This window comes from Bowmanella pacifica, from assembly GCF_014645355.1.
In the GTDB taxonomy this organism is placed as follows: domain Bacteria; phylum Pseudomonadota; class Gammaproteobacteria; order Enterobacterales; family Alteromonadaceae; genus Bowmanella; species Bowmanella pacifica.
In genome coordinates this window covers 1043292-1061146 of the sequence record NZ_BMLS01000001.1, presented here as the reverse complement: position 1 = coordinate 1061146, position 17855 = coordinate 1043292, and the positions used below count along the sequence as shown (strand labels likewise).

At 50.5% G+C, this 17855-nt stretch carries 19 protein-coding genes; 9 read left to right on the top strand and 10 right to left on the bottom strand.

The genetic code is table 11. The features are described from left to right. Positions 1-27 precede the first annotated feature (27 nt). Positions 28-1062, top strand: coding sequence for a small ribosomal subunit biogenesis GTPase RsgA (rsgA, locus tag IEX02_RS04235; RefSeq protein ID WP_188690718.1), 1035 nt, complete (start codon positions 28-30; stop codon positions 1060-1062). Between the two features lie 30 nt (positions 1063-1092). Here rsgA and IEX02_RS04230 read toward each other — a convergent pair whose 3' ends face one another. Continuing rightward, on the bottom strand, positions 1093-2919 hold the full coding sequence (locus tag IEX02_RS04230; RefSeq protein WP_188690715.1) for a bifunctional metallophosphatase/5'-nucleotidase: 1827 nt from the start codon (positions 2917-2919) through the stop codon (positions 1093-1095). A 229-nt stretch (positions 2920-3148) separates the two neighbouring features. Here IEX02_RS04230 and asd point away from each other — a divergent pair, with 229 nt between their 5' ends. Genes asd through IEX02_RS04215 form a run of 3 tightly spaced genes read left to right on the top strand, consistent with a single transcriptional unit; the run spans position 3149 to position 5593 of the window. Further along, a complete protein-coding gene (gene asd, locus IEX02_RS04225) occupies positions 3149-4006 on the top strand; it encodes an archaetidylserine decarboxylase (RefSeq protein ID WP_188690712.1) in 858 nt (285 codons plus the stop codon). A 1-nt stretch (position 4007) separates the two neighbouring features. After that, positions 4008-4886 (top strand): DMT family transporter, encoded by an 879-nt coding sequence (locus IEX02_RS04220; RefSeq protein WP_188690711.1) that lies wholly within the window; start codon positions 4008-4010, stop codon positions 4884-4886. 8 nt (positions 4887-4894) lie between these two features. Further along, entirely contained in the window at positions 4895-5593 is a 699-nt protein-coding gene (locus IEX02_RS04215) for a glycerophosphodiester phosphodiesterase (RefSeq protein WP_188690708.1), read from the top strand. Between the two features lie 7 nt (positions 5594-5600). On the opposite strand, the gene IEX02_RS04210 is transcribed toward IEX02_RS04215, so the two are convergent. From IEX02_RS04210 to gpmM, 5 genes are all read right to left on the bottom strand, one after another. Continuing rightward, complete coding sequence (locus tag IEX02_RS04210) at positions 5601-5990, bottom strand: MerC domain-containing protein (protein WP_188691804.1); 390 nt, start codon at positions 5988-5990, stop codon at positions 5601-5603. Positions 5991-6084: 94 nt separating this feature from the next. Next, positions 6085-6873, bottom strand: a complete 789-nt coding sequence (locus IEX02_RS04205; RefSeq protein ID WP_188690706.1) for an SDR family oxidoreductase — start codon at positions 6871-6873, stop codon at positions 6085-6087. Between the two features lie 4 nt (positions 6874-6877). Continuing rightward, positions 6878-7636: a divergent polysaccharide deacetylase family protein gene (locus IEX02_RS04200; RefSeq protein ID WP_229702048.1), complete on the bottom strand. Its 759-nt coding sequence runs from the start codon at positions 7634-7636 to the stop codon at positions 6878-6880. Between the two features lie 362 nt (positions 7637-7998). Further along, the gene (locus tag IEX02_RS04195) at positions 7999-9138 is read right to left on the bottom strand and encodes a murein hydrolase activator EnvC family protein (protein ID WP_229702047.1); all 1140 of its coding nucleotides are present in this window, start codon (positions 9136-9138) and stop codon (positions 7999-8001) included. Beyond that, complete coding sequence (gene gpmM / locus IEX02_RS04190) at positions 9138-10673, bottom strand: 2,3-bisphosphoglycerate-independent phosphoglycerate mutase (protein ID WP_188690704.1); 1536 nt, start codon at positions 10671-10673, stop codon at positions 9138-9140. Before gpmM ends, IEX02_RS04195 begins: the two co-directional genes overlap by 1 nt. A 253-nt stretch (positions 10674-10926) precedes the next feature. Between gpmM and IEX02_RS04185 the strand changes: the two genes are divergently transcribed. From IEX02_RS04185 to gpsA, 4 genes are read left to right on the top strand one after another with little or no spacing between them, the layout of a single operon-like run. Next, positions 10927-11352, top strand: a complete 426-nt coding sequence (locus IEX02_RS04185) for a rhodanese-like domain-containing protein (protein WP_188690702.1) — start codon at positions 10927-10929, stop codon at positions 11350-11352. A gap of 36 nt (positions 11353-11388) precedes the next feature. Beyond that, positions 11389-11646 carry a glutaredoxin 3 gene (gene grxC / locus IEX02_RS04180; RefSeq protein WP_188690700.1) on the top strand — a complete coding sequence of 86 codons (258 nt, stop codon included), beginning with the start codon at positions 11389-11391 and terminating at the stop codon, positions 11644-11646. A 24-nt stretch (positions 11647-11670) separates the two neighbouring features. After that, the gene (gene secB / locus IEX02_RS04175) at positions 11671-12177 is read left to right on the top strand and encodes a protein-export chaperone SecB (RefSeq protein WP_188690698.1); all 507 of its coding nucleotides are present in this window, start codon (positions 11671-11673) and stop codon (positions 12175-12177) included. Further along, positions 12177-13184, top strand: coding sequence for an NAD(P)H-dependent glycerol-3-phosphate dehydrogenase (gene gpsA, locus IEX02_RS04170; protein ID WP_188690696.1), 1008 nt, complete (start codon positions 12177-12179; stop codon positions 13182-13184). Before secB ends, gpsA begins: the two co-directional genes overlap by 1 nt. A gap of 48 nt (positions 13185-13232) precedes the next feature. On the opposite strand, the gene trmL is transcribed toward gpsA, so the two are convergent. Beyond that, on the bottom strand, positions 13233-13697 hold the full coding sequence (gene trmL, locus IEX02_RS04165; protein ID WP_188691796.1) for a tRNA (uridine(34)/cytosine(34)/5-carboxymethylaminomethyluridine(34)-2'-O)-methyltransferase TrmL: 465 nt from the start codon (positions 13695-13697) through the stop codon (positions 13233-13235). Between the two features lie 113 nt (positions 13698-13810). On the opposite strand from trmL, the gene IEX02_RS04160 reads away from it, so the two are divergent. Next, positions 13811-14740 (top strand): cation diffusion facilitator family transporter, encoded by a 930-nt coding sequence (locus tag IEX02_RS04160; RefSeq protein WP_229702045.1) that lies wholly within the window; start codon positions 13811-13813, stop codon positions 14738-14740. On the opposite strand, the gene IEX02_RS04155 is transcribed toward IEX02_RS04160, so the two are convergent. From IEX02_RS04155 to IEX02_RS04145, 3 genes are read right to left on the bottom strand one after another with little or no spacing between them, the layout of a single operon-like run. Then, on the bottom strand, positions 14700-15749 hold the full coding sequence (locus tag IEX02_RS04155) for an alpha/beta fold hydrolase (protein ID WP_229702043.1): 1050 nt from the start codon (positions 15747-15749) through the stop codon (positions 14700-14702). The two genes, IEX02_RS04160 and IEX02_RS04155, sit on opposite strands and share 41 nt — an antisense overlap. Then, positions 15733-17130: an ATP-binding protein gene (locus IEX02_RS04150; protein ID WP_188690694.1), complete on the bottom strand. Its 1398-nt coding sequence runs from the start codon at positions 17128-17130 to the stop codon at positions 15733-15735. Before IEX02_RS04150 ends, IEX02_RS04155 begins: the two co-directional genes overlap by 17 nt. Then, positions 17127-17819: a response regulator gene (locus IEX02_RS04145; RefSeq protein WP_188690692.1), complete on the bottom strand. Its 693-nt coding sequence runs from the start codon at positions 17817-17819 to the stop codon at positions 17127-17129. The genes IEX02_RS04150 and IEX02_RS04145 overlap by 4 nt, the downstream gene beginning before the upstream one ends. Positions 17820-17855 lie beyond the last annotated feature (36 nt).

The window sequence follows — 17855 nt, the reverse complement described above, 5'->3', positions numbered from 1 at the left end:
CGTCATAGTAAAGCATTCGCATCCCAAGTGGCAAAGAGAAACAAATTAACACAGCGTCAGAAACGCCAGGTGTCCAGCAACCTTAAAAAGCGATTAAGCGGTAAGGAAGTGGGGCCTGGTGACGATACCTTATTGCCCTCTACACCCGGTTTGGTGGTTGGCCGTTTTGGTCAGCATGCTGATGTGGAAGATGAAGGTGGCACAGTACACCGCTGCCATATACGCCGTAATGTAGAAGGCGTAGTCTGTGGTGACAGAGTGTTGTTCAGACCGGGCAAAGATCAAAGCCTGAATGTCAGCGGCGTGGTAGAGGCGCTGGAAGAACGTAAGTCAGTACTTACCAGGCCGGATTATTACGACGGTATTAAACCTGTGGCGGCCAATATTGATCAGATCATTGTGGTCAGTGCGGTATTGCCAAGCTTGTCACTGAATATTATCGACCGCTATCTGGTGGCGGCCGAAGATGTACAGATCGAACCTGTCATCTTGCTCAACAAAGTCGATATGTTGGATGATGCACAGCGCCTTGAAGTAGAGCAGCAACTGAAATTGTATGCTGATATTGGCTACCGTTTGTGTTTTGCCAGTTGCAAAAGCGGTGAAGGTATCGATGAGCTGGCGGCGTTGTTGCAGGATAAAACCAGTGTGTTTGTCGGTCAGTCGGGAGTGGGTAAGTCCAGTCTGGTCAACAAACTGTTGCCGGAAGCCGAAGAAGCGATTGGTGATGTGTCTGATAATTCCGGACTGGGTCAACATACCACCACGGCGGCAAAATTGCTGCGTTTCCCTGGTGGCGGCAATTTGATTGACTCGCCTGGGGTGCGGGAGTTTTCCCTGTGGCATTTGCCCGAAGACAAGTTGATTTGGGGCTTTCGTGAGTTTCGCGACTTTCTGGGTGGTTGTAAGTTTCGTGATTGTAAGCATGGCGATGACCCTGGCTGCTTACTTCAAGAGGCGGTGCAACAGGGAAAGATTAGCCGTGAGCGCTTTGACAGTTACCATAAGATTTTAGCTGGCATGGCAGATCAGCGTCCCTCATACAGTAAACCGCCACGCTGAAAAGGGCTACCCTAAGGTAGCCCTTTTACGTTATGGCGCAATGCTGACTGACTTAAGGCTGTATTCCTGCCAGTTCAATGGGGGCAGTGTTTGATTGGGTAACACTTCCCTGAAGTATTCAAGCAAGGGGACGGCATATACCACGTCTGATTGCTCAAAGGCTTCGGGGCGCGCTTCCCGTACTTGACCAAAGGTCAGATAGCCATCCTTACCCAGCGCGGTAAATGAGTTGGTCGCTACTGAATATAAGGCTTGCAGATCGATGGGATGCCAATGGCCGGTTGTTCTGTCTTTGATTTCCAGATTCTTAATGCCCTGCTGAGCGGGGGCATTCAGCACTACGTCATAGCGCAGATGTGAAGAATAGGGAAAGGCGCCGGTTGAGGCACTGATTCCCTGGGCATACTCAAGCGCTTCGTTCAGTACTTGCAGAATTTCAGCGCCGGTTAAATCCACAGTAACCACAGTATTAGAAAACGGCAGAATCTGATAAGCATCGGCAACAGTAAATTTGCCCTGATGCAGTTCAGCCCTTACCCCACCGGCGTTTTGAATGGCCACATCTGCCTTGGGCAGATAGTACAGGAAGGCGTCGGCAACCACCTGCGCAGCATAGCTGCCCGAAGGTTGTTCACCGGCGGCAAAAGCGGTGGGTATGCGGGTGAATGACATGGTTTCGGTTACATTACCCAGTTGTGATTGTTTAAAGCTCTCCAGCTCCTGCTTGTAAGGGGCTAAAATAGCGTCTACGGCGGGGTCAGGGGCTATGGTACGGATACTGGTTAAAGAAGCGATGCGCTGATTAATGGCTTGCTGCTGAGTTTGCCCGGCGGCTACCCATTGCTTATCTGCGTTTTGAATCTGAAACTGGTCAGCCACCAAGAGTTCCAAGTTGCCTTGAATGTGCTTTACATTGCCCTGGGCATCAAATTCCACATTCAGTCGTCCCAGCCCCTTGGCATATTCCCAGGCCTGTGCGATATACACTGGCTTGCCGTCTGGATTGTTGACTAAGGTAGGGTATTCGCCATCCACGTCGATACCCATTTCGGCCAGTTCCCCGCTAGAGTCGAGGACATCATGAGTATCACCGCCGATGATCAGATCAATACCATTGACCTGGCTGGCCAGTTGTTGATCAAATTCATAACCCAGATGGCTCAGTACAATAATCTTGTTGATGTCCTCGGCCTGTAATTCTTTAACTTGTGCTTTAACCGAGTCCACTTCGTCGGTGAAGCTGACATACTCGCTGACCATAGAGGACTCTCGGGTCTTCTCTACCTTCAGTACGCCAATAATGGCCACTTTTTCACCGTCAATTTCTTTGATCACTCGCGGCAGAATAGGTTTGCCATAGAGCGGGCTTTGCGCTGTGGGGTGTACATTGCCCGCGATGATGGGGAAGTTAGCCATATCGATTAAATCGGCCAGATGGGCGTCTCCCTCATCGAATTCATGGTTACCCAACTGATAGGCATCCAAGCCCAGGTAGTTGAACACCTGTATATCAACCTCGCCTTTAAACAGGCTGAAATACAAGGTGCCGTTTAACTCACCGCTGTTCAGAACCAGGGTGTTGGGATCGCGATATTCTTCAATGGCACTGGCAATACGAGAAAAGCCTCCTAGTTGCACCCGCACCTTTTCGCTCCCTTCCAACTGCGAGTCATAGTCCAATGCCAGATCCATGGTCTGGCTTTCAAAGTATGAATGGTGATCATTAGTGTGCAGTATGCTTAGGTTAATAGCCTTATGGCTGGGTGGTTGGGGGAGTGGCGCTAGGTTGTCATTATCATCATTGCAGCCAGCTATCATGCCGGCCAAAATAGGAAGGGACCAAAGGACTCGTTTCATTTAGCAGATTCTCCGTAGTTGCCTGTGTCGTGTTTATTGAGCGCCTGGCAGTCTATGGCGAATCCATGAATAAATTATTTAGCTTAAGTTAAGGTTTTTGGTATTTAATATTTCACGTGCCGAACAGTGATCCAACCTGGAAATTCTGACTGAGAGCGTTTTGGTATTTCGACTGGTCGGTGTGGTTGGGGTACAATCCTCGCGGTTATTTTCATCAGGAAAGAAAAACGTGCAGCCAATCAAGGTCAGCCTTCAGTATCTGCTTCCCAAGCATGCCTTGTCCCGTCTGGTGGGCAAGTTGGCCGCCGCGCAGGCGGGCTTTCTCACCACCTGGCTTATTAAGCTGTTTATCAAGCAGTTTAAGGTGGATATGGAGGAAGCACAGCAACCTAACCCCGAAAAATATAAGAGCTTTAATGAATTCTTTACCCGTCCATTAAAAGAAGGGGTACGGGAAATCGTCGAGGATCCGCAAAAGCTGGCCCATGCAGTGGATGGTACTGTCAGCCAACTGGGAGATATTGAAGCCGATCGGATTTTTCAGGCCAAAGGCCATGATTACAGTCTGACCACATTACTTGGTGGTGATGCCGAGCTGGCTAAACCCTTTGAAGGCGGCAAGTTTGCGACTATTTATTTGTCGCCCCGAGACTACCACCGCATTCATATGCCAATGGACGGACAACTGACCGATATGGTGTATGTGCCTGGTGAGTTATTCTCTGTTAACCCCCTGACCACGGCCCATGTGCCCGGCTTATTTGCCCGTAATGAGCGGGTAGTGAGCTTTTTTGATACGCCACATGGCAAAATGGCGTTAGTGCTGGTTGGGGCAACGATCGTCGCGAGCATTGAAACCAAGTGGGCCGGTACGGTTACGCCGCCAACAGGTAAGCAAGTGCAGCGCTGGCAATATCCTGCTCAGGGCAACAATGCCGTGGCTCTGAAAAAAGGTGAAGAAATGGGCTTGTTTAAACTGGGCTCAACCATAGTGGCGGTTTTCGAGCCGGGTATGGTGGAGCTTGAAAATATGCAGCCTGGTGACGTGACACGTTTAGGTCAGCCATTCGCCACGCTGAAATCCTGACGTGGACCCGGTTAAAAAAAGCCTGTGGTCTTTGCACCTGGCGGTGATACTGCTGGGTGCCACCGCACTGTTTTCCCGCATTATTCCGCTCTCTGCGCTGGACATCACCTTAGGCAGAGCGGCCATTGCCTTTATTGTGCTGGCGCTGCTGGTCAGGGTCAGCGGGGCAAGTTTACGTTTCCAGAAACCTCAGGACATCGGCATCGCTTTGTTGCTTGGTGGGCTGATGGCCGTGCACTGGGTGACCTACTTTGCCGCCATGCAGTATTCCTCTGTATCCGTGGGGATGATCGCCCTGTTTACCTTTCCGGTTATTACTGTGTTGCTGGAGCCTTTCTTTGAGGGCATAAAGTTGGTTTGGCAGGACGTGCTCAGTGCGGTGGTGGTACTGGCTGGGATCTGGCTGATTGTGCCCGAGGCTTCTTTAGGTAACCAGGTGACCCTGGGGATCGCGGTAGGGGTGTTTTCCGCCCTGTTATATGCCTTACGTAATCTTTTGCATCGCAAGTATTTTTCCCACTACGGCGGCGCTCAGGCTATGACCTACCAGACTTTGGTGATTGTCCTTTGTCTGTGTTGGTTTGGATCGGCTGAGCTTTACCAGGCATCCCAACATACTTATCTGATGTTGCTGATCCTCGGCACTATCTGCACTGCCGCGCCCCATGCGTTGGTGGCCTATACCTTGATTCATCTGCGCGCTAAAACCTTTTCACTGGTGGCCTGTATGCAGCCTTTGTATGGGGTGGTGTTAGCTATTTTGGTACTGAATGAGCAACCCAGCTGGCAAACTTTGGTGGGGGGAATTATGGTCATTAGTGCAGCTATTTATGAAACCATTAATGCCAATAAACTGCATCCCAGCAAAGGACAAAGCTGATATCTGATATGTTGATTTTCGCCCATCGCGGTGCCAGTAAAGCCGCACCGGAGAATACTCTCAAAGCCATGCAGTATGCATTGCAGATGGGCGCCCATGGGATTGAATTCGATGTTATTCAGGCCGCCGGGCAATGCTGGGTGATTCACGATGCCTGGGTGCAGCGCACCACCAATGGCCATGGCCGTCTCGACCAGATGACACAAGCGCAAATTCGTCAGTTGGATGCAGGGGAAGGCCAGCAGGTACCGACCTTGTTTGAGGTGATGGCGCTGGTGGGGAATCGCTGTGTACTGAATATTGAACTCAAAGGTATCACTGATGTAGCGCTTTTTCTCAAGCAGCTCGACAGTGCTTGCGACACCCTTGGTATTGAATATAAACAGCTACTGCTGTCTTCCTTTGATCATCAACTGCTGGCGCAACTTGCCCGCTTACGCCCTGAACTGGCGCGCGGCGCTTTAACGGCCAGTTGTCCGCTGCATTATGCTGCGTTTGCCGAAGAATTGGATGCCCTGTCTGTACATACGGATGTGGCGTTTACCAACCTGGAGTTCGTGCAGGATGCCAAGGCGCGGGGTTTAAAAGTTTATGTGTACACAGTAGACGAAGTGCAAGATATGCAACGGCTCAAAAGCTGGGGGGTGGACGGTATTTTTACTAATCTGCCCGACCGGGCACTGGCGTGGTTACAGCAAGCCGACTAACGCCTGCTTAGTGGTCGTCACACTGACGGCAGCTCTGGCACAGCTTCAGGTTCACCATATGGGCAGCAATAATCAGCATAGCCCCCACCGCAATGGTGAAGGGTTCATAATCATGGCCAAAAATATCCTTGTTCCAGTATATCAGTCCACCTAATGCCAGACTGTATATGGGATAAATCTGACGGTGGTAGCGATAAAAGCCGGACAATAATGCCCAGAAGCCAATGATAAGAGAAACGCTCAGGATAATGCGTTCGAACCAAACACCAGCAAAGATGCTGGCCCCAATAAAAGGTAATAATGTAATAAGTACGGGCAGTAATAGGCAATGCAGAGCACACAGGCTTGATGCCCATATCCCCATTTTATCCAACAAGTTGTTGCGCTTGTTCGCCATAGTCCAATAATTCACCGTATTTCAACGGCGTTATAGTATAACATCCAAAAAATATGGCAAGGAGAAATCCTTGGTAACAGACTAAGTTGCTGGTTCAGCGAATGTTTTTTCTGGCGCTCAAGCGGGTAAAGAAAACCGGGAACCAACGTTTTATGGTTGGCGCCCAGGCGCTGAGTCCTTTACCTATGACCACTTCGAACTTGTTTTTCTGCATAGCGCGGAGGATCTCACTTGCACAGGCTTGCGGGCTGATCCCTTCGGCTATGGATTTGGCAACCCTGCCATACTGCTTTCCCTCGGCAGTGAGGGCATGGACAGAGATATTGGTTTGTACAAAGCCGGGGCAAACATTCAGGACTTTCAGCCCCTTGGAGGCCTCTTCCGCGCGCAAACAGTCCATATAGCCAATCAGAGCGTGCTTTGACGCCGCATAGCCGGACATGCTTTGGCCGCCGACTTTGCCCGCCACACTGGCAATATTGACGATCATGCCTTTGCTTGCCAGCAGTGCCGGGAGCAAGGCTTGAGTAAGCGTGATGGTGCCGAAATAGTTAACTTCCATGACCTGGCGCTGCACCGGCACTGGGGTGTCGGTTGCTAGCCCCCGTTGCGAAATGCCGCCATTATTAATCAGGATGTCCAAGCCTTCCGGTAGGGGCGTATTGGCAACGACTGTGCTGATGTTCTCGCCGTCCGCCAAATCCAAAGGCACTATCCTATGTTGCTGTGGATACTTCAGCGAATTGAGTAATGCCTGCAGTTTATCTTCTGACCTGGCACTGAGAATCAGCTTGGCGCCAGCGGCATCCAGCGTCTTGGCCAGCGCTTCGCCAATGCCCATGGAGGCGCCGGTTAACCACACTACTTTACCTTGAATCTGCATCACTTTACTCCGTTAAAGGGGCTGTGTCGTTTTGCTCGATTTGGACTAAATGTTTTTCTTGCATTAAGGCCCGAATGGGCAGCAGTTCAATACCCTGGGCTTCTAACTGAGGAAGCTGGGCAGCTAAGAACGCCAGGGTTTCCTGATGAGGGTGGCCTATACCTACCGCATAATCTGATTTTTTGGCAATGCGCAGCAAACGGTTAAATTGTGCCTGGATATGCTTAGGATCCTGAAGATGATCGAGAAATACATGCCGATGGGCGCTTATCACCCCATGATGCCTGGCGATTTGCTCTGCTTTACTGAATTTGGTGGTGCGGCTGTCGACAAAAAACAGTTGGCGATGGCGCAAGAAATCCATAGTGGCATTCATCGGTTGGCTGAGCTGGGTTAGTTTGCTGCCCATATGATTATTCAAACCTATGGCGTTGGGTACCGAGTCCAATGCTGATGCTAATTGCAACTGGATGGAATCGTCTGGCATATCTGCGGTGAGCGCACCCGGCCCCAGTTTATTACCGGCCAGGGCTTCCATAGGCATATGCAGGATAACATCACGCTGCTGTGAGTCTGCCATTTTGGCGTACGTCTTGGAGTATGGGGTATGGGGCAGAATCGCGAAAGTGACTTCTGTAGGTAAGGTAAAGGCCTGCTTGTCCTGTTTGCGATAACCCATATCGTCAATAATCAGCACGATACGCCCCGCATACAGGGGCGCAGCATTAAGTAGCAGCACAAGGAAACTGATAATTCTGATCAAGCGGCCGGCTTCTTATTATGATTCTGGCTTATTTGGATTAGCATGCCAGCTTTTGCCGATGGATAGCAACCGCCTTGGGTATGTCGTTTTATAATATTAGAGCGTGTTGACCTTTTGAGTATAGATGTTGTTCAAATCCACTCCCTTCTGGTCACGACGCCGGGTTGCAGGCCCAGTGGGCCTAAGTCAAAGCCCGTCAACACCGAGCAGGAGGGGCTGGGTTGAACCCTTCGGGCAGCGCTTGTGGGCCCTTTCTACGGCGTTATCACTCACTCATGTAGAGTAACTACATCACGTTCACTCTGCCTTGTATAAAGGGCCCACAAACTGCTGCAAAATCATACTCAAAAGGTCAACACGCTCTAGAACCAGCTGACCGGGTTAATGGCCTGACCTTTGTGACGAAGCTCAAAATACAAAGCCGGGCTACTTTGACCGCCGGTCTGGCCGAGCAGTGCCACTTCCTCCCCGGCCTCTACGGATTCCCCTACCCCTTTTAGCAAGGCTTGGTTGTATCCATATAGACTCATATAGCCGTCACCATGGTCTATTACTGTGACCAGTCCAAAGCCACGCAACCAGTCCGCAAACAAAATCTTGCCGTGATGCACCGCCCGTACTGAATCGCCGGTATTACCCTGGAACAGTACCCCTTTCCAATGCACTTGCCCCTGACGACGTTTTCCAAACAGGTTGCGCAAGCGTCCCTCGGCCGGGCGAAGTAGTTTACCTTTCATCTTATCCAAACCCGCCAAAGCCTGGTTTTGTCTTGCGGCAAGTTCGGCGGCCCGTTGAATAGCTTGGATAAGATTTTGTTCGTTAATCTGCAACTGCTCAATCTGTGCGGCTTCTGTGTCAATACGTTTGGCCAGCTCAGACAAGGTGCGCTCACGTTTGTTTTGCTCAGACGCCATCAATTGGCGCTGGGCCTCCTGAACCTTTTCCAGTTTGACCAACTCGGTTTGTTTATCGACCAGTTCCAAACGCACGACATCCAGCCTTTTTACCATTGCTGTGAAGTCACGAATCTGTGCCAGGCGGGCCTTGTTCAAATAACCGTAGTAACTGAGCATACGCTCAAGCTTGGCGGCATCTTCCTGATTGAGCAGCATCTTGGTAAAGTCGTGCTGTCCGGTCATATAGGCGCTGCGTAACTGAGCACTCAGCGCTTGTTTTTGTTGGCGGATTTTCGTCTGCAGTTGCTGGGCTTCTTTTTGCAGCTTGTTCTGCTCGGCTTTATTGCTATCAAGTCGGGTACGGGTGCGTTTAACATCTTTGACTAAAGCGGCAATATCCTTTTCTGCCTTTTGCAGACCGGCTTCCAATTCTTTGGCGTCGGCCAGGCGCAAATCCAGCTGTTGCTGACGCTGTTTGATTTGTTCCTGCAAGGCTTTGAGTTGCAGATCAGTATTGTCCTGACCAAGAGCGGGCCAGGTGAGCAGGCAAAACAAACCAGGCCACAGCAGTGACCTGGTAAACTTCATGAGCAGAAACTTACTCATTAATCCTTGAGGGTGACAATAGGTTTGCCGGTCATTTCGGCTGGTTGTGGCATGCCCATCAGATGCAGCATGGTAGGCGCCACATCACTTAGGGTACCGCCACTGCGAACCGAAGCGTCGCGACCGACGTAGATAAAGGGCACAGGATCGCTGGTATGGGCGGTATGGGCCTGACCGGAATCATGGTCAACCATTTGCTCAGCGTTCCCGTGGTCGGCGGTAATCAGGCATTCACCACCGACTTTTTGCAGCGCATCAACCACTCTGCCGATGCAGGTATCGACGGCTTCACAGGCTTTAACAGCGGCTTCAAATACCCCAGTATGGCCAACCATGTCGCCATTGGGATAGTTACAGATGATGACATCAAACTTGCCCGACTCTATGGCCCCAACCAACTTGTCGGTGAGCAGGGTTGAGTTCATTTCGGGTTGCAGATCGTAAGTGGCCACATCGGGCGATGGCACCAAAATTCGTTCTTCCCCTTCAAATAAATCTTCACGGCCGCCACTGTAGAAGAAGGTCACGTGAGCGTATTTTTCTGTTTCTGAAATACGCAGTTGGGTTTTGCCGTGATTGGCCAGCCACTCGCCCATCACATTGTGTAACGCTTCGGGTGGATAAGCACAATCGGTGTGAATGTCTGCCGCATACTGGGTTAACATCACAAAACCACTTAACGCTGGGCGTTTGGCGCGCGTGAAACCATCGAATCCGTCGTCAACAAAAGCGCGGCTTATCTGGCGGGCGCGGTCGGCGCGGAAATTCATAAAGAACAGAGCGTCACCGTCCTGAATGGGGGCGGTTTCGCCAATCACTGTGGGTTTGACGAATTCGTCGTTTTCATCACGCTCGTACGCTGCGGCCAGTCCTTCGAGAGCTGACTGAGCTTGGTACTCGGCTTTACCCTGAGTCAGCAAGTCATAGGCGGCCTGGACTCTGTCCCAGCGATTGTCGCGATCCATCGCAAAATAGCGCCCAACCAGGCTGGCTGTTTTTCCTACACCTAATTGAGTAAACAAGTTGTCGGCTTTTTCCAGCGACCCTTTGGCACTGCGAGGCGGTGTATCGCGACCATCCAAAAAGGCGTGCAAATAGATGTGTTTGGCACCACGTTTGGCTGCCAGCTCAATCATGGCCAGAATATGCTCGTCATGGCTGTGTACACCGCCGGGTGACATGAGTCCCATAATATGTACGGCTTTACCGTTTTTTATGGCCTTGTCGAGGTTGTCTGTCAGCACGGGGTTAGCGGCAAATTCACCGTCTTTGATCGCCTTGGTGATGCGGGTAAAGTCCTGATAAACAATACGACCTGCACCCAGATTGACGTGACCCACCTCTGAGTTACCCATTTGACCATCAGGCAAGCCCACATCCAGACCCGAGCCGGAAATTAAGGTGTTAGCGTAGGTTTGAGTCAGCTTGTCCAGTACAGGTGTGTTGGCGTGGGCAATAGCATTATCCTGCTTGTCTTCACGATAGCCCCAGCCATCAAGAATGATTAACACCAGTGGATGTTTTTTCTGACTCATCATCGAACTCCTACTTGAGAATATGGCGGCATGTTATACCAGTTTGCCGCCCAGATGGTAAGGGACGCTTACCGTCAACGCCAATAGCTATTGCCAATTGATGTAATTGATAAGGTTATAAGCTAACGTTCTTTTATATTTTTGAAGAGCGCTGTCTAGGTGATTATGGAGCGGCAGGGACTGTTTTCTGCGGTCATTTTCTATATACTTTGCAGTCATTTTTTTACGCACCTTTGTTATAGGCGAACCTTTTATGCAGCAGTTTATCGAATTCATCGGTAACCATTATCTCCTGTCCAGTGCCTGGATTGCACTGATGGTGTTGCTGGTATACAGCATGGTCAGCAGCAAGCTTTCCCCGGTAAAAGAGCTGGGTACTCACGAAGTGACTATGTTGATGAACAAACAAGATGCGGTGGTGATAGACATTCGCAGTCAGAACGAATTCAAGAAAGGCCATATTCTGGGTGCCAAGCAGGTTCCGGCAGAAAAAGTCAGCAAAGGTGACTTTTCCACCCTTGAAAACAGTAAGGACAAACCCATTATTGTTGTCTGTGCAATGGGCATGACGGCGAAACGCACGGCAGCACAAATGCTCAAGGCGGGTTTTAGCCAGGTGTCTGTGCTTAAAGGCGGTATGAATGCTTGGCAAAGTGCGAATTTGCCTGTTGCTAAGTAACCCTGATGTTTTAACGCGGCTGTTGTGAGGTTGGCCATGGCTAAAGTGGAAATTTATACCAAAGCTTATTGCCCTTATTGCGTGCGTGCCAAGCAGGTGCTCAGCAGTAAAGGGGTAGCGTTTCAGGAATATCCCATCGATCAGCAGCCCGAATTGCGCGATGTTATGATAGAGCGGGCCAATGGCGGTTATACCGTGCCGCAGATTTTCATCGATAACCGCCATATCGGTGGTTGTGACGACATGCTGTTTCTGGATGCCCAGGGACGGCTCGACGAATTACTGGCCGCTTAGGCCTAAACACTTTTAGGAAAGAAGATGACAGAAGAAGTAAAAGCAAACGGTTTGGATCAGGCGCAAGCGGCACAACCACAATTTGCCATCCAGCGTATCTACACCAAAGATATCTCTTTTGAATCACCTAATTCACCTGCAGTGTTCCAGCAAGAGTGGAAACCTGAAGTGAAGATGGATCTGGATACTCGCAGCACCAAATTGGATGACAACAGCTATGAAGTGGTGTTGTCTGTTACCGTCACCGCCAATGCCGGTGAGCAAACTGCATTTTTGGTTGAAGTTCAGCAAGCAGGTATTTTCACTATCGCTGATATGTCAGACCAGCAGAAAGCGCATATTCTGGGCTCATTCTGCCCCAATACCCTGTTCCCTTACGCCCGTGAGTGTATCTCTAACTTGGTGAACCGTGGCACTTTCCCTCAGTTGAACCTGGCACCGGTTAACTTTGACGCTATTTTCGCCGCTTATATGCAAAAGCGTGTCGAAGAAGCTCAGGCTCAGCAAGCAGCACAAAGCCAAGAGGCCTAATGACTGCTAACGCGAAAAGCATGACAGTCCTGGGGGCGGGGTCGTACGGCACCGCCCTTGCTTTTTGTTTTGCCAGAAATGGTTTTCCGACCTGGATTTGGGGACGGGATGGCGAACAAATGGCGCACATGGCACAGGACAGGGTCAATAGTCGCTACTTGCCGGACGCGCCGTTTCCTGAACAGCTGCATGTAGAAGCTGATTTAGCTAAGGCCGTAGCGGCCAGCCTCAATATTCTGGTGGTGGTGCCAAGCCATGGTTTTGCCGAATTGCTCAAGCAAATCAAGCCCATACTGACGGACGCACATCGTATCGTCTGGGCCACTAAGGGCTTGGAGCCTGATACAGGTTGCTTACTACAGGATGTGGCGCGCCGTATTCTGGGCGAGGACATTTCGCTTGCCGTGCTGTCCGGGCCAACCTTTGCCAAAGAGATGGCAGCCGGTTTACCTACGGCTATTTCACTTTCGTCCACAGATGACCAGTTTGTTGATGATATCGCCGATATGTTGCATTGCGGCAAGTCATTGCGGGTCTACAAAAACACCGACTTTATCGGTGTGCAACTAGGCGGCGCGGTAAAGAACGTGATTGCCATTGGTGCGGGCCTGGCTGACGGTATCGGCTTCGGGGCTAATGCCCGCACCGCTCTGATTACCCGCGGGTTGGCAGAACTTACCCGTTTGGGAGCGGCATTAGGCGCAGAAGTCAGTACCTTTATGGGCATGGCCGGACTGGGCGATTTGGTGCTGACCTGCACCGATAACCAGTCCCGTAACCGCCGTTTTGGTTTGGCGCTGGGTAAGGGCATGTCTGTGCAGGAAGCCATGGATAGTATTGGGCAGGTGGTGGAAGGCTATCGCAATACCCGTGAGGTGTATTTACTGGCGCAGCGCCAGGGAGTCGAGATGCCCATCACCGAGCAGATCTACCAGGTATTGTATGAGGGCAAACCGCCTAAAGAGGCCGCACTGGCGTTGTTAGGTAGGGAAAAGAAGTTTGAGTGAGCTTCTAAAACCCTAGTCTCAAACGGACTGCGTTTTTACTCGAGGGGGTTACACCGCCCCCTCAAATCCTAACTGCCGCCAGGCTTCAAACACCATGACTGCGACTGCATTGGATAAGTTCATGCTGCGGCTTTGTGCCAGCATGGGAATACGCAATCGCTGGGCTGGCGGTAGTGCTTCTATGACATCCATGGGTAAGCCACGGCTCTCCGGCCCAAACAACAGCGCATCACCTTTAACAAAACCGGCTTCGCTGTAGTTGGCCTTGCCTTTGGTCGTGCAGGCAAAAAGTCGGCCAGGCTTGACGGTCTCCAGACAGGCTTGCAGGCTGTCATATTGGCCTACCGCAGCAAATTCATGGTAGTCCAGACCGGCGCGACGCAGGCGCTTGTCATCCCAGGCAAAGCCCAGTGGACCTATCAGATGCAGACGGAAGCCCGTATTGGCGCATAAACGTATGATATTGCCTGTATTGGGCGGAATTTCGGGTTGGTAAAGCAGAATATCCAGCATAGTTGGGGACAAAGACCAAAAGAGGCTTAGCATAGCATTTTCTCCGGTCTGCTGCCTGGCCTGTGCATCGCTATTGGTGAAAGGGTATACTGCTGCCATTGGCGTGGTAAAAAGTGAATAGGATCAGTGTGGTAGTTAAGAGTGAAACCAAGGACAGCTATAGTTTCTGGGTGAAATTTGCCAGTTCTTTTGCATTGTTTGCGGCATTCTCCATGATTCTGGTCAAGATCTGGGCATGGTATCAAACCGACTCTGCGGTGATGTTAGCGTCACTGACGGATTCATTTTTTGATGTGGCCGCCTCGGTAATTAATTTCTTTGTGATTCGCTACGCCCTGATGCCAGCCGATGACGATCATCGTTTCGGCCATGGCAAGGCCGAGTCTTTGGCCGGTCTGGCCCAGGCTGCATTTATCTTTGGTTCAGCGTTGCTGCTGGTATTTCACAGTGTTGAACGTCTGAAGAACCCTGCTCCCTTACAGCATCCAATGCTCGCTGTATATGCCACTATATTTACCGTGGTGATGACCATTGTGCTGGTATGGGTGCAGCATCAGGCTATTAAACGTACCAGATCGGTGGCTATTCGGGCGGATTCCCTGCACTACAAATCAGACTTATTGATGAATCTGGCAGTGCTGCTGTCATTGTGGCTGACGACCCAGGGCTATTTATCCATGGATGCCTGGTTTGCCATCGGCATTGCGTTTTATCTGATGTGGGGGGCAAAGAGCATAGTGCAGGAATCGGCGAATGCCTTGATGGACAAAGAGTTACCCGAGAGTTTCAGCGATCAGATAAGAGATCTGGCCTTATCACATCCTAAAGTTCACGGTATCCACGATATTCGTACTCGTCAGGCGGGGCGTACCATATTTATTCAGTTCCATTTGGAATTAGACGATCATATGCGTCTGCTGGACGCCCATGATATCAGTGACTGGGTGGAGGCTAAGGTTAAGCATGCGATCCCCGAAGCTGAGGTGTTAATCCATCAGGACCCTATTTCGGTGACTGAAAAAAGTCCAGAATTGTCCGCATAGCAGGCTGGCGGTAGTCGTCAGCTTCCATTAGCAGCTCGTGTTTAGCCTTGGCAATGACCTGTAATTGGCAATGGGGGAGTCGGGCACAAACATGATCCTGGGCCTGATTCTCCACCACCATATCGTTACCCGCTTGTAGCACCAATATCTGGCTTTCTATCTGGTTGGCTTGTTCGGCAATACGGTTCATGGCGGTTATCGAGGCATCCAGCCAATCAAAGGTGACGCCCCCCAGCTGTAGTTTTGGTTCCTGCTCATATTCCTGGCGAAAAAACTGATAGCGGCTTTTGCTGTTAGTCAGCATATTCAGCGCGAAAGGCACTGCCAGGTAGTCGCCCTGACCAATGAAATACCAAGGTCCGGACGCAAACCAATGATTCAGGGTCTGGCCGGTGTTAATCAGTGCCTTGGCCAGCCAAAGGGGTAACGGCGTTTTAATTCCATACATGGGAGAAGTGAAGGCTGCCTTGGCAAAATCATCAGGGTAGGTGGCGAGATACAAGGTGCCAATAGCGCCGCCCATGGAATGACCTAACAGCAGTGGCTGATGCTGGCTGTTGGGCACCACAATCTGTGAGTAAAATGTTTTAAGATCATCAACATATTGCTGATAATCTTGGACATAGCCCTGATGAGGATTGTCACTCATGCGGCCGGATAAGCCCTGACCGCGGTGGTCTAGAATAAATACCGAGTAGCGGTTGTGGTATAAATCGAACAGTACTTCCTTGTATTTCAGATAGCCTTCAATCCGCCCGCTACTGATCACTATGCTGCCTATGGCTTGTGGATGTTGAACATAGGCATATCCAATAGGTACCTCTGCCACCCCACTGAACTCACCAGTTATGACTTGGTTATGCCAGAACCCCTGGATTTGGGTAGGGTAATGTGACTCGAGCTGGTTTTCGTCGGAGAAGTAATAATCCATAGCTGACAGGGAAGAGCAAAAGCCTAAAGATAGCAGAAAGCTTATCCATAAAGGCAGCAGTTTATGGTTCAAGGACATGAAGCTCCATGGTGATTTGCAGTCCACCTTGTGGCAGATTCTCTGCCCATATTCTGCCACCATGAGAGGCAAGCGCGCCAGCGGCAATGGCCAAACCTAAGCCGGTACCGCCAGACTCCCGGTTTCTGGCACTGGATACCCGATAAAAAGGTTTGAACACCGTTTCTAACTCGTTGTCTGGCAGGCCGGGGCCGTCATCTGTGATGCGAATGTGTAATTGCTCACCCTGCTGAATACAGTCCAGGCTTACCCGGGCAACACTATAGCGCAGCGCATTTCTTAGCACGTTCTCCAGTGCGCTGCTAATCAGCCTTGCATCGATATCAAGAAGTGTTTGTTTGGGATAATTACACTCAAATTGCCGTTGCTTGGCTTGGGCTTCAAATTGAATGTCCTGACAAAGTGGCGTGAGTAATTCCTCCAGACTGACTCGTTGTATGGCTAATTTTTGTTGTCCGGCATCCAGCTTGGCCAGGGTCAGCACATGCTCCAGCATGGTATCAATACGATTGGCTTCATGTTCAATGCGGGCTAATTCGGGAATTACCTGTTGCTCACGCTGTTGGGCAATGCCAATGGCGACCTGTAATCTGGCCAGGGGAGAACGCAGCTCATGAGAAATATCAGCCAGTATGCGTTTCTGGCTATCTACCAGTGCCTGAAGCTTTTCGGCCATATGGTTAAATTCGCGACCTAACTGGCCAACCTCATCATGACGGTGTGCTACCTGATCGGCCCGACTATGCAGGTTGCCGGCGGCCATAGCCTGAGTGGCTTGTTTTAACTGACCTATGGGACGAATGAATGACCAGGCCAGCAGCATGCACAAACTACCACTTAAGCCCAATACCAAAGTGGCCAGTAAGTAAGGATGCTCTTTTATTTGCCCCAGCATACCGGGTGGGCGATGCCGACCGCTGAATAGCAGGTACTGTTGGTTGCCCAGGGTGATGGGCAATGGGCCGGTAAACTGCCAGAACAAGCTTTCTACCTGAATCATACCGGTTTGTTCTTTTAAGGATAAAAACGGCTGGATGTTGAAACGCTCATTGCCAGGAAAACCGCGGATAAAGTGGTCATTTTGTTGGTTTAACAACAGCAGGCCCACCCGGCTACGTATGCCCACGCCTCGCAGCAATCTTGCCAAGCCGTTTTCATCTATATTGCGCTTTTCTGCCAACTCCTGCAGTTTGGTGCCAATATGGCGGAGCTTTTTCACCTGTTCAGCCTGGGCTGGGGAATAGCGGGGTTGTTCGGCTAACTGTCTGGATGTCCAGCCGGTGGCGATAATCATGATCAGGGCAGTGAACCAGAACCATAAGAAAATACGCCCGAACAGGCTATTCAGGGGGTTGAGTTTCAGCCACCATCTGGACTTCATCGAATCTCTACCAACATATAGCCAGCCCCGCGTATAGTCCGGATACGTTCCTCATCAGCAATGCTGGCAAGTTTTCGACGTAAGTTACTGACATGCATATCAATACTGCGATCGAAGGCACTAAGTTTACGGCCTAGTACTTTTTCACTTAAGTCCTGTTTGGTGACGAGCTTTGCAGTATTGACCATTAATAAATGCAGCATGCCAAACTCGGTACCAGTTAACTCTAATTCGACATCGTCCAGAAAGGCTTTTTGAGTTGTGGGATCTAAACGCAATTTGTCGATCTGAAGTTGTTGTTGCTGACAGTTGACTGACAACAACTCCATGCGCCGGACAATCGCCTTGATACGTGCCGACAGCTCCCTTGGGTTAAATGGCTTAGGTAGATAGTCGTCGGCCCCTAACTCCAGACCAAAGATACGATCAAAGTCATCTCCCTTGGCAGTGAGCATCAGCACTGGTGTGAGGTGAGTTTGGCGAAGCTGCTTAAGTACTTCAAAGCCATCCAGCTCAGGCAACATCACATCCAATAATATCAGGTCAAAATGCTGACCGCCGGTGGCCAACGCCAACCCTTGTCGTCCATCATGTGCCAATGTCAGCTGATATCCCTGTGGCGAAAGATAGTCGCACAGCAGGGCTGCCAGCTCGGTGTCGTCGTCAATCAGTAACAAGGACTTGTTCATGGGAATCCATTATTCATGGCTATAAACTGGATGCTA

Bases quoted from the DNA above. Each gene is read 5' to 3' on its own strand.
- IEX02_RS04145 (WP_188690692.1), bottom strand. From the start codon at position 17,819: ATGAACAAGTCCTTGTTACTGATTGACGACGACACCGAGCTGGCAGCC.
- IEX02_RS04210 (WP_188691804.1), bottom strand. From the start codon at position 5,990: ATGGCGAACAAGCGCAACAACTTGTTGGATAAAATGGGGATATGGGCA.
- gpsA (WP_188690696.1), top strand. From the start codon at position 12,177: ATGACTGCTAACGCGAAAAGCATGACAGTCCTGGGGGCGGGGTCGTAC.
- IEX02_RS04230 (WP_188690715.1), bottom strand. From the start codon at position 2,919: ATGAAACGAGTCCTTTGGTCCCTTCCTATTTTGGCCGGCATGATAGCT.
- secB (WP_188690698.1), top strand. From the start codon at position 11,671: ATGACAGAAGAAGTAAAAGCAAACGGTTTGGATCAGGCGCAAGCGGCA.
- IEX02_RS04215 (WP_188690708.1), top strand. From the start codon at position 4,895: ATGTTGATTTTCGCCCATCGCGGTGCCAGTAAAGCCGCACCGGAGAAT.
- gpmM (WP_188690704.1), bottom strand. From the start codon at position 10,673: ATGAGTCAGAAAAAACATCCACTGGTGTTAATCATTCTTGATGGCTGG.
- IEX02_RS04150 (WP_188690694.1), bottom strand. From the start codon at position 17,130: ATGAAGTCCAGATGGTGGCTGAAACTCAACCCCCTGAATAGCCTGTTC.
- grxC (WP_188690700.1), top strand. From the start codon at position 11,389: ATGGCTAAAGTGGAAATTTATACCAAAGCTTATTGCCCTTATTGCGTG.
- IEX02_RS04185 (WP_188690702.1), top strand. From the start codon at position 10,927: ATGCAGCAGTTTATCGAATTCATCGGTAACCATTATCTCCTGTCCAGT.
- IEX02_RS04195 (WP_229702047.1), bottom strand. From the start codon at position 9,138: ATGAGTAAGTTTCTGCTCATGAAGTTTACCAGGTCACTGCTGTGGCCT.
- trmL (WP_188691796.1), bottom strand. From the start codon at position 13,697: ATGCTGGATATTCTGCTTTACCAACCCGAAATTCCGCCCAATACAGGC.
- IEX02_RS04155 (WP_229702043.1), bottom strand. From the start codon at position 15,749: ATGTCCTTGAACCATAAACTGCTGCCTTTATGGATAAGCTTTCTGCTA.
- IEX02_RS04205 (WP_188690706.1), bottom strand. From the start codon at position 6,873: ATGCAGATTCAAGGTAAAGTAGTGTGGTTAACCGGCGCCTCCATGGGC.